The organism is Isoptericola sp. NPDC056573, assembly GCF_042793335.1.
Taxonomy (GTDB): Bacteria; Actinomycetota; Actinomycetes; order Actinomycetales; family Cellulomonadaceae; genus Isoptericola.
Map to the genome: position 1 here is coordinate 29,086 of NZ_JBHTUY010000009.1, position 13,472 is coordinate 42,557.

The 13,472-nt window shown below is 73.3% G+C and carries 10 protein-coding genes; 3 read left to right on the forward strand and 7 right to left on the reverse strand.

The genetic code is table 11. From position 1 onward, the window contains the following. Positions 1-44: 44 nt before the first annotated feature. The 4 genes from ACFQ8E_RS15885 to ACFQ8E_RS15900 all read right to left on the reverse strand — a co-directional run bounded on the left by ACFQ8E_RS15885 (position 45) and on the right by ACFQ8E_RS15900 (position 4,547). On the reverse strand, positions 45-509 hold the full coding sequence (locus ACFQ8E_RS15885; RefSeq protein WP_430551536.1) for a MarR family winged helix-turn-helix transcriptional regulator: 465 nt from the start codon (positions 507-509) through the stop codon (positions 45-47). Between the two features lie 69 nt (positions 510-578). Beyond that, the gene (locus ACFQ8E_RS15890) at positions 579-1,430 is read right to left on the reverse strand and encodes an SDR family oxidoreductase (protein ID WP_430551537.1); all 852 of its coding nucleotides are present in this window, start codon (positions 1,428-1,430) and stop codon (positions 579-581) included. 13 nt (positions 1,431-1,443) lie between these two features. Continuing rightward, a complete protein-coding gene (gene pgm / locus ACFQ8E_RS15895) occupies positions 1,444-3,135 on the reverse strand; it encodes a phosphoglucomutase (alpha-D-glucose-1,6-bisphosphate-dependent) (RefSeq protein ID WP_430551538.1) in 1,692 nt (563 codons plus the stop codon). 53 nt (positions 3,136-3,188) lie between these two features. Then, on the reverse strand, positions 3,189-4,547 hold the full coding sequence (locus ACFQ8E_RS15900) for an acetamidase/formamidase family protein (protein ID WP_430551539.1): 1,359 nt from the start codon (positions 4,545-4,547) through the stop codon (positions 3,189-3,191). A gap of 279 nt (positions 4,548-4,826) precedes the next feature. On the opposite strand from ACFQ8E_RS15900, the gene ACFQ8E_RS15905 reads away from it, so the two are divergent. Next, positions 4,827-6,767, forward strand: a complete 1,941-nt coding sequence (locus ACFQ8E_RS15905) for a calcineurin-like phosphoesterase C-terminal domain-containing protein (protein ID WP_430551540.1) — start codon at positions 4,827-4,829, stop codon at positions 6,765-6,767. A 19-nt stretch (positions 6,768-6,786) separates the two neighbouring features. Here ACFQ8E_RS15905 and ACFQ8E_RS15910 read toward each other — a convergent pair whose 3' ends face one another. Beyond that, positions 6,787-8,163 (reverse strand): M20 family metallopeptidase, encoded by a 1,377-nt coding sequence (locus tag ACFQ8E_RS15910; protein WP_430551541.1) that lies wholly within the window; start codon positions 8,161-8,163, stop codon positions 6,787-6,789. Between the two features lie 145 nt (positions 8,164-8,308). Here ACFQ8E_RS15910 and ACFQ8E_RS15915 point away from each other — a divergent pair, with 145 nt between their 5' ends. Beyond that, positions 8,309-9,871, forward strand: coding sequence for an AbgT family transporter (locus ACFQ8E_RS15915; RefSeq protein WP_430551542.1), 1,563 nt, complete (start codon positions 8,309-8,311; stop codon positions 9,869-9,871). An 18-nt stretch (positions 9,872-9,889) separates the two neighbouring features. On the opposite strand, the gene ACFQ8E_RS15920 is transcribed toward ACFQ8E_RS15915, so the two are convergent. Next, a complete protein-coding gene (locus ACFQ8E_RS15920; RefSeq protein WP_430551543.1) occupies positions 9,890-11,389 on the reverse strand; it encodes a family 10 glycosylhydrolase in 1,500 nt (499 codons plus the stop codon). A gap of 303 nt (positions 11,390-11,692) precedes the next feature. Between ACFQ8E_RS15920 and ACFQ8E_RS15925 the strand changes: the two genes are divergently transcribed. After that, entirely contained in the window at positions 11,693-12,655 is a 963-nt protein-coding gene (locus tag ACFQ8E_RS15925) for a peptidoglycan DD-metalloendopeptidase family protein (protein ID WP_430551544.1), read from the forward strand. A gap of 9 nt (positions 12,656-12,664) precedes the next feature. Here the strand turns inward: ACFQ8E_RS15925 and ACFQ8E_RS15930 are convergent, their stop codons facing one another. Then, entirely contained in the window at positions 12,665-13,438 is a 774-nt protein-coding gene (locus tag ACFQ8E_RS15930) for an SDR family oxidoreductase (RefSeq protein ID WP_430551545.1), read from the reverse strand. Between the last annotated feature and the right edge of the window lie 34 nt (positions 13,439-13,472).

The window sequence follows — 13,472 nt, forward strand, 5'->3', positions numbered from 1 at the left end:
AGGTCCTCTCGAGGTGCTGCGGGGTCGAGGTGGGGGCGGGGCCGTCAGGCCCGGGCGGGGACGGCGGCGCGGGCCGACGTCGGGCACTCGGCGAAGCTGCCGTGCAGGCGCGCCATGAGCTCGGTCAGCCGGTCGATCTCGGCGTCGTCCCAGTCGCCCATCCGCTCGGCGAACAGGCCGGTGGTGCGCTCGGAGATCTGCTCGAGCTTGTGCCGTCCCGCCGGGGTGAGGCTGAGGATCCAGGACCGCCGGTCGTCGGGGTCGTGCGTGCGCTCGACCCAGCCCTGCTCGACGGCGTGCGACGCGTGCCGGCTGGTGACGGACAGGTCGAGCCAGAGCTGGTCGGCGAGGCGGCTCAGCCGCATCGGCCCCTGGCGGCGCAGGGTCGACATGACGGCCGTCGGCCCGACGGCGCAGTCCTGCGGCAGGTTCCGCACGATGGTCCGCTTGACCGCGCCGACGGCGCGCAGCTGGCGCTGGAGCTCCTCGTACCGCACGTGCTCAGGCATGCTTGCCCACCCCCATATTGGTTGCGGGGAGCAAACATAAAAAGGTTGCCTGCTGAAATCAAATGGGTGTCAGGGAGTGGTTGTGCGCCTCCGCGCCTCGCGCCACATCGTCGCCATCTCACGGACGCCGTACCGCAGGTACACCCGCTGCGGGCGACCGCCGCGCGTCAGGGCGTCGGTGCCCCCGTCGCAGTAGACGACCTGGCCGGTCATGAAGCGGTTCTCCGGCGAGACCAGGAACGCGAGCAGGTCGGCGACCGGCGCGACCGGCCCGGGCGCGCCGAGGGGCTGGGGGAGCGCCGTCTCCAGCAGCAGACGGTCGCGCGCCCAGGTGCGGGTCACGACGTCCGTGGCGACGATCCCCGGGGCCACGGCGTTGAGCACGATGCCCGCGCGCGTCCATGCCGGCGACACGGCCGTGGACCGTGCCCACAGGTTCAGCGCCGCCTTGCTCGAGCGGTAGAGCTGGCTCCCGCGCCCGGTGCGGACCAGTCGGCGTGCGACCGCGAGCGCGCGCTCCTCGTCGCCACCGAGGCAGGCGCGGACCAGCGCACCGCTGCCGCGGTTCAGGGTCGACGACGACGAGACGACGACCGCGGCCGGGGCGTCCGACGCCGCCAGGCACCCGCGCAGCCCTTCCAGCACGGCGGTGGCGCCGAAGTAGTTCAGCGCCACCGTCTCCGGCCGGGGCGCGCCGGCGCCCGCCGCCGCGACGAGGCCGTCGACCCGGCCGCCGCCGAGCGACCGCACCTGCTCGACGAGGTCGGCCCGACCCGCGGCGGTCGTGAGGTCGGCGCGCACGTCCACGTCGTCGGCCAGCCCGCAGGTGATCACCCGCCCGCGCGTGGTGAGCAGGTCCGCGACCGCCCGGCCGAGGCCGGAGTCGGCGCCGGTGACGACGTAGGTGCGGGGAGCCGGCACGGCGGGCGTCCGGTCAGGCGTCGCCGAGCGCGCCGTCGACCAGCTCCTTCGCGGCCGCCTGCACCTCCGCGAGGTGGTCGGCGGACACGAACGACTCGGCGTAGATCTTGTACACGTCCTCCGTGCCCGACGGGCGCGCGGCGAACCACGCGTCGGCGGTGGTCACCTTGAGGCCGCCGACCTTCGCGCCGTTCCCGGGCGCCTCGGTGAGCGTCGCCGTGATGTCCTGCCCGGCGAGCGTGGTGGAGCTGACCTCGTCGGGGGAGAGCGCCGACAGGCGCGACTTCTGCGCGCGCGTGGCCGGCGCGTCCACGCGGGCGTACCAGGACTCGCCGTAACGGTCGACGAGGTCGGCGTGGTGCTCGGACGGCGTGCGGCCCGTGGTCGCGATGATCTCGGAGGCGAGCAGCGCCAGCAGCAGGCCGTCCTTGTCCGTGGACCAGACGCGGCCGTCGCGGCGCAGGAACGACGCCCCGGCCGACTCCTCGCCCCCGAAGCCGACCTCGCCGGTCAGCAGGCCGGGCACGAACCACTTGAAGCCCACCGGCACCTCGACCAGCTGCCGGCCCAGGCCTGCCACGACGCGGTCGATCAGCGCCGACGACACGAGCGTCTTGCCGACCGCGGTGCCGTCCGGCCAGCCCGGCCGCGCGCCGCCGTACAGGTACTCGATCGCGACGGCCAGGTAGTGGTTCGGGTTCATCAGCCCGGCGTCGGGGGTGACGATGCCGTGCCGGTCCGAGTCGGCGTCGTTGCCGGTCGCGACGTCGAACGGCGCGTCGCCGCCGTCACGACCGGCCATGCGCTCCACCAGCGACGCCATCGCGTACGGGGAGCTGCAGTCCATGCGGATCTTGCCGTCCCAGTCGAGCGTCATGAACGACCAGCGCGGGTCCACCTGCGGGTTCACCACGGTGAGGTCGAGGTCGTACCGCTCGCCGATCGCGCCCCAGTACTCCACCGACGCGCCGCCCAGCGGGTCCGCGCCGATGCGCACGCCGGCCGTGCGGATCGCCTCGAGGTCGACGACGTTCGGCAGGTCGTCGACGTACGTGGTGAGGAAGTCGTGCTTGTGCGTGGTGTCGGCGCCGAGCGCGTCCTCGAGCGCGACCCGGCGCACGGACGCGAGCCCGCCGGTGCGCAGGATCTCGTTGGCGCGGTCGGCGATCCAGCCGGTCGCCTCCGACCCGGCGGGGCCGCCGTGCGGGGGGTTGTACTTGAAGCCGCCGTCGCGCGGCGGGTTGTGCGACGGCGTGACGACGATGCCGTCCGCCAGGCCGGGGCCCTGCGTGCGCACGCCGTCGCCCGTCGTCGCCCCGTTGTGGATGAGGATCGACTGCGACACGGCGGGCGTCGGCGTGAACGAGTCCCGCGCGTCGACCATCACCGTGACGCCCGCCGCAGCCAGCACCTCCAGCGCCGTCTGCCACGCCGGCAGCGACAGCGCGTGCGTGTCCCGGCCGATGAACAGCGGGCCGTCCGTGCCCTGCGACGCGCGGTACTCGACGATCGCCTGCGTGATCGCGGCGATGTGCGCCTCGTTGAACGCCGTGTCCAGGCTGGAGCCGCGGTGCCCGGACGTGCCGAACACCACCTGCTGCGCCGGGTCGGAGACGTCCGGCACGAGGTCGTAGTACGCCCCCACCACCTGGTCGACGTCGATGAGGTCGATGTCCTGGGCCGGCTTCCCTGCGCGCTCGTGCATGGGTCGATCTTGCCAGTCGTCGCCGTCGGGCGTCAGGGCGGTCCCGCGCGCCGTCAGCGTCGGAAGTCGGCCTTGCGGACCAGGCCGTGCACGCCGACGGTCCGGTCGACGACCTGCGAGACGGCGAAGTCGGCCGCCGCGGACAGGTAGGCGTACGCGATCGCGCGGTCCAGGCCCTGGTCGTGCTCGAGGAAGTCGAGGGCGTTGACGACGGCGCGCCGCATCGCGACGTCGAGGTCGCTGCCGTTGCCGCCGACGGCGCCGTCCGGGTCGGAGAGGCCGATGGGGATCCAGGCGTCCTTCGTCTCCGCGAAGGGGTACGAGTACGCGACGGACGGCGCGTCGCCCGAGCCCGGCTTGCACACCGTGAGGCGGAACGTGCCGCGCAGGGAGCCCTCCATCGCGGTGAGCGCCACCTCGCCGTCGCCCATCGCCATGTGCGGGTCGCCCACGTAGAACAGCGCGCCCGGCGCGCGCACCGGGAGGTAGAACGTGGAGCCCGCGCCCAGGCGGCTGATGTCGATGTTGCCGCCGCCGAGCGTCGGCGGGATCGAGTTGGCCTCGGGGGCGGTGAGGCCGGTGTTCTCCGAGAAAGCGACCCCCATCGTGCCGAAGAAGTACCGCAGGGGGAACGACACGCGCGACCGGCCCTCGCCGATCGCCGCCTTGCCGCCCCGGATCTGCGCGAGCACCGACACGTTGCCGTACTCGGTGGGGACGCCGGTGCCGCGGCCGTCCGTCGCGACGGGCGGCATGACCTCGTCGAGCGTGATGCCGGCGGGTGCGCCGGAGGCGGTGAGGGCCAGCGCGCCCTTGCCGTGCCGCGACGAGATGACGCCGTACGGCACGCGCGGGACGACGTCGAGCGTCTCGATCTTCAGCACGTCGCCGGGCTCGGCGCCCTCGACGTGCACGGGGCCGGTGATGACGTGGGGGCCGTCGGCGTCGAAGTTGCGCGAGGTGCGGTCGTAGCCGCCGGCGATGGCGACGGCGTCGTCCAGCACCTCGCGGCGGTGGATGCCACGCTCGCCGAACCAGGCGACCGGGTCGCGGCCCTGGTCCTCGAGGATGCCCTCGTGCGACACCGAGTCGATCGTGATCGTGCGGCCGGACCGGACGCGCGCCACGGCGGTCGCGTGCACCGACGGGACGTAGCCCCACAGCACGTCGTCGACGTCGGAGCGCAGGTAGTGGTCCCCGCGGATGCGGCCCCGGCCCGGCTGCAGGATGCCGCCGAAGCCCGCCGTCCCGCCCCGGCCCGCGGCGGTGGTGCCGCCCGAGGTGGCGGCGGCGGGGGCCGCCGCCCCGACGGTCAGCGCGGCCCCGGCGCCCACGCCGGCCGCGGCCTGGAGGAAGCGTCGGCGGCCGAGGCCGGCGGTGAGGGTCTCGGCAGCGTCTCGTCCGTCGTGCATGTGCGCTCCTCGTGCTCGTGCGGCAGGGCCCCGTCGTCCGGGTGCGCCCGACGGTAGGGAGCACGCATGACGGGCGTGTTCGCCGCCGGTGTCCGCCGGGTAACGGACGGGCCGCGTTCGCTGGGAGTTCGCCGAGGACGCCCTGGCGTTCCGCTGCCCGGCGTCTCGGCGACACCGGACGGTTGCCTCGGCCGCCTACCGTCGTCGCCATCGGCATGCCGGAGCGCCCTGACGAGGGCGTGTACTCGATCCGCTCTCTCACGACCCCGGAGGAAGTACATGAACCCCCGCAGCATCCGCCAGGCCTGTGCCGCCGCCGGCGCCGCCTCGCTCGTCGGGCTCGTCCTCGTGGCGCCCGGCGCCGCGGCCGCGCCGTCGCCCGACCCGGCCGAGGTCAAGGCGGCCGCGGCCGCCCAGCGCGCCCAGGCCGGCCTGTACACCGGCCACGTCGAGGTCGTGCGCGGCGAGGCCGCCGACCCCGAGGTGCTCACCGGCACCGTGTTCCACGACAAGGACGAGGACTCCACCCAGGACAAGGGCGAGAAGGGCGTCGCCGGCGTCCAGGTGTCCAACGGCCGCGACGTCGTCACGACCGACGGCAAGGGGCGCTACAGCGTCCCGGCCTTCGACGACATGACCGTCTTCGTCACCCAGCCCGCGGGCTACCAGGTGCCGGTCGACGAGAACGCCATCGCCCAGTTCAGCTACAACCACCTGCCCGAGGGGTCGCCCGACCTGAGGTACGGCGGCCTCGAGCCCACCGGGCCGCTTCCGAAGGCCGTCAACTTCCCGCTCGGGAAGTCCAAGGCGACCGGCAGGGCGAAGCAGAGCTGCCCGATCGCGGCCGACACCCAGACGTACGACCTCACCCAGGTCGGCTACGCCCGGGACGGGGCCGTCGCGGACCTCATGGCCCGCGACGACTACGCGAGCTGCGGCATCCTGCTGCTCGGCGACAACGTGGGCGACGACCTGAGCCTCTACCCCGAGCTCAAGGACATCTACGCCGCCGCGAACGGCCCGGTCCGCATGGCGCCCGGCAACCACGACATGGACTACGACGCCGCCGACGACTCCCGGTCCCTGGACACGTTCCGCCAGGAGGTCGGGCCCGGCTACTTCTCCTACGACGTCGGGCAGGCGCACGTCGTCGTCCTCGACAACATCGTCTACAACGGCGCCAAGCCGGACGGCAAGAACGGCGGCTACCTCGAGAAGGTCGACGAGCAGCAGCTCGCCTGGCTCGAGGCGGACCTCGCGGAGGTGCCGAGGAACAAGCTCGTCGTCGTCGCGGCCCACGCCCCGATCGTCGACCACCGCCAGGTCATCACGGACAACGCGCCGGAGCTGTACGACGTGCTCCGCGGGCGCAACGCGGTGACCGTCGGCGGGCACACGCACATGCTGGAGAGCCTGCTGCCGGGCGACACCCGCGCCGAGTGGCAGGCGGGCGGCGTCGAGGAGCTCGAGCACACCCAGCTCGTGGCCGGCGCCGTCTCGGGCGACTGGTACTCCGGCGGGCTGGACGAGCAGGGCCTGCCGTTCGCGTACATGGCCGACGGCGCCCGTCCGGGCGTCCTCACCCTGGACCTGGACGGCAACGCGTTCGCGGAGCGGTACACGGTCCGTGGCGAGCCGGACGACCTCCAGCTCGCGCTCGGCGTCAACACGCCGCACTGGCGCGACTGGGCCGGCGAGGCGCTCGCGTGGCGTGACGGCGGCAAGGAGGGCGACGCGCCCGCGCTCGGCGACGAGCGTCTGGTGAGCGCCGAGGACCTCGCGGGCGACAGCTGGCTCACCGCGAACTTCTACGCCGGCTCGTCGGCGGCGCACGTCGAGGTGTCGATCGACGGCGGCGCCGCGGTCGAGGCCGAGCACACGCAGCCGATGACGGGCGAGTCGCTGCGCACCGGCTGGGAGTACTCCGACCCGACGGCGGCCACGCGCAACCTGCTCACCAGCGGGAACGCGACGCGGTCGAACGCGCACCTGTGGCGGCTGCCGCTCCCCGAGGACCTCGGGTCGGGCACGCACGCCGCGACGGTGACGGCCACCGACAACCACGGCCGGGAGTTCACCGACACCCTGCGGTTCACGGTGACCGACGACCGGCCCGCCGCCACCGCGACCGTGCTGCGCGGCGACGTGCCGAGCGACGACGCGCCGGTGCAGCCGGCGCCGCAGGGCCCCGCCGACCCGGCGGAGCTCAGCGCACGCTGACCGGCACCCGCCGATCTCCTCAGTCGAAGTAGGTCGGCACGTCCAGCGGGCCGCCGTGCGCGACGAATTCGTCGTGCACGGCGGTCCGCAGCGTGTCGTCGGACAGGTACTCCAGCGCGGTGAGCGCCAGCCCGACGGCGCCGTCGACGGCGGCCGGCACGGCGGCGGGTCCGCCGGCGGCGTCGGCGAACTCGGCGGTGTGCAGCGCCACGTCGGGCGCCGAGACCTGGATCAGCGGGTGCATGCCGGGCACGCGGAACGACACGTTGCCGAAGTCGGTGGACGCCGCGAGCGTCTCGGACACCACGCCGGGCGGCAGCGGGTCGCGCCCGCGTCGCCGCTGCGCCGCCACCCAGCGCTCCGTGAGCGCCGCGTTGGTGCGTACCGGCAGGCTCGGCAGGGCGCCGTCGTCCCACACGATCTCGACCTCGGTGCCGGTCATGAGCGCCGCGCCGCGCGCGACGTCGTCGAGCCGCGCGGACAGGTCGCGCAGGGTGTCCGGGTACTTCGACCGGGCGTAGAGCCGCATGACGGCGCGCTCGGTGATGATGCTGGGCCGGGTGCCGCCCTCGACGACCGTCGCGTGCACGCGGTCCACCGGCGGGAGCTGCTGCCGCAGCAGGCCGATGCCCTGGTAGGCGAGGTTCGCGGCGTCGAGCGCGTTGCGCCCCATGAACGGCTGGGCGGACGCGTGGGCCGGGCGGCCCGTGAACGTCCAGGTGAGCAGGCGCCGGCCGAGCCACACCTGCTCGGCGACGTCCTGCCCGTACGGGTGCACCATGATCGCCGCGTCCACGTCGTCGAAGGCGCCGGCGCGCGCCAGGACCTCCTTGCCGGAGTGGCCCTCCTCGGCGGGCGTGCCGAGCAGGACGACGCGGCCGGCGGGCGCCGCGCCCGAGGGGCCCTCGCCCGACAGCACGTCGCGCAGCGCGAGGAACGCGCCCACGCCCGCGGCGGCGATGACATTGTGCCCGCAGGCGTGCCCGATGACGGGCAGCGCGTCGTACTCCGCACAGATCGCGATCGTCGGCCCGTCGGCGGCCCCCCGGAGCTCCGCCCGGAAGGCCGTCGGCACGCCGTGCGCGCCCAGCTCGGCCTCGACGCCGTGCCGGGCCAGGACGTCGACCAGCAGGGCGGCGCTGCGGTGCTCCTCCCAGGCCGGCTCCGGGTCGGCGTGCAGGCGCTCGACGACGTCGCGCAGGTCGGGCTCGAGCGCCTCGGCCGCGCGCTCGACGGCGTCGGCCACGGCGTCGGGCAGCAGGGAGGGGGCGACGTCGGACGGCGGGGCCGCCCGCCGGCGTTCCTCGCTCTCGTGGAACAGGTGGTCGAGGTAGGCGGTGCTCGGGCGGGCGGGGGGAACGTGGTCCTCGTGGGGCACGGCGTCGGGCACGGTCATGTCAGGCATCGTAGGGAAGCGGTCGCGGCGGACGGGAGGAACGACGCGAATCTCACGATGCGGACGAATGCCTCGCGACGGATGACCGGGGCCACTACGTTCGGGCGGACACGCCCGCGGTGGCGGGCCGACCCGAGGAGACCGCGTGACCACCTCCGTCGACGCACGATCCCGCACCGACCGGTTCCTGGCGTTCGTCGAACGGGTCGGCAACAAGCTGCCCGAGCCGTTCACCCTGTTCCTCATCCTGTTCGGCGTCATCGCGCTGGCGTCCACGGGCATGGCGCTCGCGGGGGTCACCGTGCAGATGCCCGGCAGCGACGAGGTCGTCGAGGTCAAGGGCCTGTTCACCGCCGAGGGGATGACCTGGCTCACCGAGAACCTCGGCGAGAACTTCCTCGGCTTCCCGCCGCTCGTCACGGTGCTGCCGATCCTCATGGCGGTGGGCGTGGCGGAGAAGTCGGGGCTGCTCGGGGCCGCCGTGCGGTACGCGTTCGGGTCCGCGCCGCGGTGGGCGCTCGCCTACGCCGTCGGTTTCGTCGGCGTGATGGGCAGCATCATGTCGGACACCGCGTTCATCATCATCCCGCCGCTGGCGGCGATGGTGTTCCGCGCCGCGGGTCGGCACCCGGTCGCGGGCCTGCTCGGCGGGTTCGCGGCGGCCGGCGCGGGGTACTCGACGAACATCCTCGTCACCAGCCTCGACGCCCTCTTCGCGGGCATCACCAGCTCGGTCGCGCAGATCCTGCCCGACCCGGGCTCGCCCGTGAACCCGCTGTCGAACTGGTTCTTCAACGCCGTCTCGTCGATCGCCCTGGCCCTGCTGGCGGGCTTCCTCATCGACAAGGTGCTCGAGCCGCGCATCCGCCGGCAGGGCGTGCCCATGGAGCAGGTCGTGGAGGACGGGGAGGACCCGCTCGCGAACGCGTCCGCCGCCACCACGGACGACGAGCGGCGCGGGCTGCGGAACGCCCTGGTCGTGGCCCTCGGCGTGGCCGCCGTGATGGTCGCCGCCGTGCTCGTGCCGGCGTCGCCGTGGCGCAACGAGGACGGGGCGTTCCTGCCCGAGTCGCCGCTGCTCAGCTCGATCGTCTTCATCGTCTTCACGATGTTCCTGGTGCCGGCGATCGTCTACGGGCGCGCGGTCGGGACGGTGCGTCGCATCGAGGACGTGCCGATCATGTTCGGCCAGGCGCTCAAGGACATGATCGGGTTCGTCGTGCTGGCGTTCGTGCTCGGCCAGTTCATCGCGCTGTTCAACTGGTCCGGCGTCGGGCAGTGGATCGCGGTGTCCGGGGCCTCCGCGCTCGAGTCGATCGGGCTCACCGGCTACGGCGCGATCCTCGGCTTCCTCGTCGTCGCGTCGCTGCTGAACCTGTTCATCATCTCGGGCTCGGCGCTGTGGACGCTCATGGCCGCCGTCTTCGTGCCGATGTTCGCCCTCATCGGGTACGAGCCCGCGTTCGTGCAGGCCGCGTTCCGCGTGGGCGACTCCGCGACGCAGATCATCACGCCGCTCAACCCGTACATGATCGTGCTGCTCGCCTACCTGCGCCGGTGGGAGCCGAGCGCCGGGCTCGGCACCGTGATGGCCCGGCTGCTGCCGTTCACCGTCTGCTTCTGGCTGGTGTGGGCGGCCATCCTCAGCGTGTTCTTCTTCCTCGACCTGCCCGTGGGGCCCGGCAACGGGATCTTCCTGGACGGATGATCCCGTCGCCGGGACGGTTCACGCGCGCTGCGTGCGGCTCGGGGCCGACTCGTTCCACAGCCGGTCGAGGGCGGTGACGGCGTAGGCGTAGCGCTCGCCGCGTACCGCCGTCGCGTCGGTGAAGCCGTGCAGCACGCCGCCGTCGGAGCGGACCGTGCCGAGGAGCTGCGTGGCGTCCTCGACGTCCACCCGGGCGCCCTTCCCGGCGGCCCGGTAGACGGCGAACGACGTCGCGCGACGACGGTGCGGTGCCGCGTCCACCCAGCGCAGCTCGACGCCGTCGCCGCCGGGTCGGGCGTGCGTGAGCACCGGCGGCTGGACGCGGGTGCCGGGCAGGTGCGGCATCGTCGGGACCAGCGCGGGGTGCGCGTAATGGTCGGCGCGCACGCGCGACATGGAGCCCTGCGGGTCCTGCGGCACGTGGACGGCGGAGAAGTACACGTTGCCGAGCACCGGTGTGCCCTGCGCCGTCACCTCCGCGCAGAACGTGAGGTGGTTGCTCAGCTCCGCCGGGTCGGTGAACACGCCGGACGTCACCTTGTAGAGCGCCTCCCCGATGTACAGATGGGTGCCGGACGTCGCCGCGACCTCGGCCCACCACGGCACGAGCTTGCGGTAGTCGGCGACGGCGAGCCCGAACTGCCAGTAGATCTGCGGGTTGATGTAGTCGAGCCAGCCCTCCAGCACCCACTTGCGGGTGTCGGCGAACTGCAGGTCGTAGCTCTGCGAGCCGCCCGTGTCGGAGCCGCGCGGGTCGGTCGACGCGTTGCGCCAGATGCCGAACGGGCTGATGCCGAACTTGACCCAGGGCTTGAGCTCCTTGATGCGCTCCGAGACGGTCCGGACGAACTCGTCGACGTTGTGCCGCCGCCAGTCCTCGACCGTCGCGAAGCCGCCGCCGTGCTCGGCGTACGTGGCGGCGTCGGGCAGGGTCTGGCCCGCCACGGGGTACGGGTAGAAGTAGTCGTCGAAGTGCACGCCGTCGATGTCGTAGTGCTCGACGCTGTGCAGGATCGCGGCGTAGATGTGCTCGCGCGCCTCCGGCAGGCCCGGGTCGAAGTAGAGCTTGCCGCCGTACGGCCACACCCAGTCCGGGTGCTGGCGGGCCGGGTGCTCGGGCAGGAGCTTCGTCGGGTCGGCCTGCATGGAGACCCGGTAGGGGTTGTACCAGGTGTGCAGCTCGAGGTTGCGGGCGTGCGTCTCCGCGACGACGAACGCGAGCGGGTCGAAGCCCGGGTCGCCGCCCTGCGTGCCGGTGAGGTACTGCGACCAGGGCTCGTACGGGCTGGGCCAGAAGGCGTCCGCCGTCGGCCGGACCTGGACGAAGACGGCGTTGAGGTTCATGCCCACCGCGACGTCGAGCCAGTGGAGGTACTCGGCCTTCAGCTCGTCGGCGGTCAGTCCGGTGCGCGAGGGCCAGTCGATGTTGACGACCGACGAGATCCACATCGCGCGCAGCTCGCGCTTGCGGGCCGTGGGACCGGACGCCTCCGCCGTCGCCGCGGCGGCGGGGGCCATCGAGCCGACGGTCACGGACAGCGCCGAGCCGGCGACACCTGCCGTCGCGAGGGAGAGGAAGCCGCGGCGGCCGAGGGCGCGGGAACTCGCACTGTGGTCGGCTCGGCCGGTCGGAACGGGGTGCGTCATTGCAGACCTCCGGTGGTCAGGCGTGGGTAAGGGAGTTTCACGCTCACGGGTACCTGTGAAGACGAGTGTCGCGGATGCGGCACCGCGCGCGCCACCCCGCACCCTGTGCTTACCGTGCGGCTGGGCAACGATGCCCCAGGACCCTGACGCTGAGAGGGCACCACCATGCGCACCGTGCGACGCATCATCACGACCGGAGTCACCATGGGGATCGCCACGGCCGTGGCGCTCACGACAGGAATCGCGGGAGCGGGGGCGGCGACGGCCGCCGTCCGGCCGCTCCCTGACAAGAGCTACGGGCTCTCGTCCTACTACGGGCCGAGATGCATGCCGATCAAGGCGGCGTCCACGTACCACCTCGGTCAGGACATGAGCGCCAAGAAGGGCACCGCGATCAAGTCCGTCGCGCCGGGCACCGTCATCAAGGCGGGCTCGGCGCCGGGCTTCGGCCAGGTCGTCGTGGTGCGCTCCAACGCCGACGGCGGCAAGGTCTTCGCCGTCTACGGCCACGTCGTCGACGGCGACAAGTACGTGAAGGCCGGCAAGTACGTGAAGCGCGGCCAGCGCATCGCCGACGTCGGCAGCTCCGGCACCTCCACCGCGCCGCACCTGCACCTGGAGATCTGGAAGGGCGCGTACAAGGGGTCGGGCAGCACCACCGACCCGCTGCCGTGGATGAAGAACCACGGCGCGAACCTCAGCACCGGCGCGGCGTGGGCCAACAAGCGCGTCGTGCCCAAGTCGTGCACCTACTACACGACCACCAGCGTCAACCTGCGCTCGGGCCCGGGCACCGGCTACCGCACGCTCAAGACCGTCAAGGTCAACCGCTGGCTCACCGCCAAGCCCGGCGCCGGCTCGGGCGTGTGGCGCAAGGTCACCTACGGCGGCACCACCGGCTGGATGCACGCGAACTACGTCTCGCCGGGGCTCACCTCGCTGGGCACCCGCTACGTCAAGGTCGACGGCCTGCGGCTGCGCTCGGGCCCCGGCACCGGCTACAAGGCGATCGACACGCTCAACAAGGGCAAGGCCGTCAAGAAGATCTGGGACTCCTCCGGCGGGTGGGTCAAGGTCTTCGTCAACGGCCACCAGGGCTACGTCGCGTCGAAGTACGTCGGGTCGACGAAGCCCTGAGCGCGGGCGTCAGACGGCGTGACGGTCGGTGGCGTTGAGCCGCGCGACCGTCGCGTCGTACGCGCCCGAGGTCTCCGCGAAGCGGAGGGGCTTCACGCCCTCGACGAGGATCTCGTGGGCGTCGGGCCGGGCCGCGAGGAGCTCGACCACCTCGTCCGCGAACGCGTCCAGCGGCATGGCGACCGGGTTGTCCTCCTGCCCCGGCATGAGGGCCGTCCGGACCGCGGGCGGCACGACCTCGATCACCCGCACCCCCGCCGGCTCGAGCTGGAGCCGGATGCCCTCGCTCAGCCGGTGGATCGCGGCCTTCGTCGCGTTGTAGGTGGGCGTCACGGCGAGCGGCACGTGCGCCAGCCCGGAGGAGACCGTGACGAACGCGGCGCCCGCGCCCGATCCTGCGCGGGCGCGCAGGTGCGGCAGGAACGAGGCGGCCAGGCGGATCGGGCCGAGCAGGTTGGTCGTGACGGTGCGCTCGGCGGTGGCGAGGAAGTCCTCGGAGGTCCAGTCCTCGGCCTGCATGATGCCGGCCATCGCGACGACGGCGTCCAGGTCGGGGTGGCGCCCGAGCACCTCGCGTCGGGCGGCCTCGATGCTGTCCGGGTCGGCGGTGTCGATGCGGACGGCGTCGATCCCGGGGTGGGCGGCGACGATCTCGTCGAGCAGGGCGGTGCGGCGGCCGCCCACGATCACGGTGCTGCCGCGGGCCTGGAGCCGGAGGGCGAGCGCGAGGCCGATGCCGCTGGTCGCGCCGGGGACGAAGACGGTGCTGCGGGTGAGGTCCATGGCCACCACTCTGCGCGGGCCGCCGCCCGGGCGG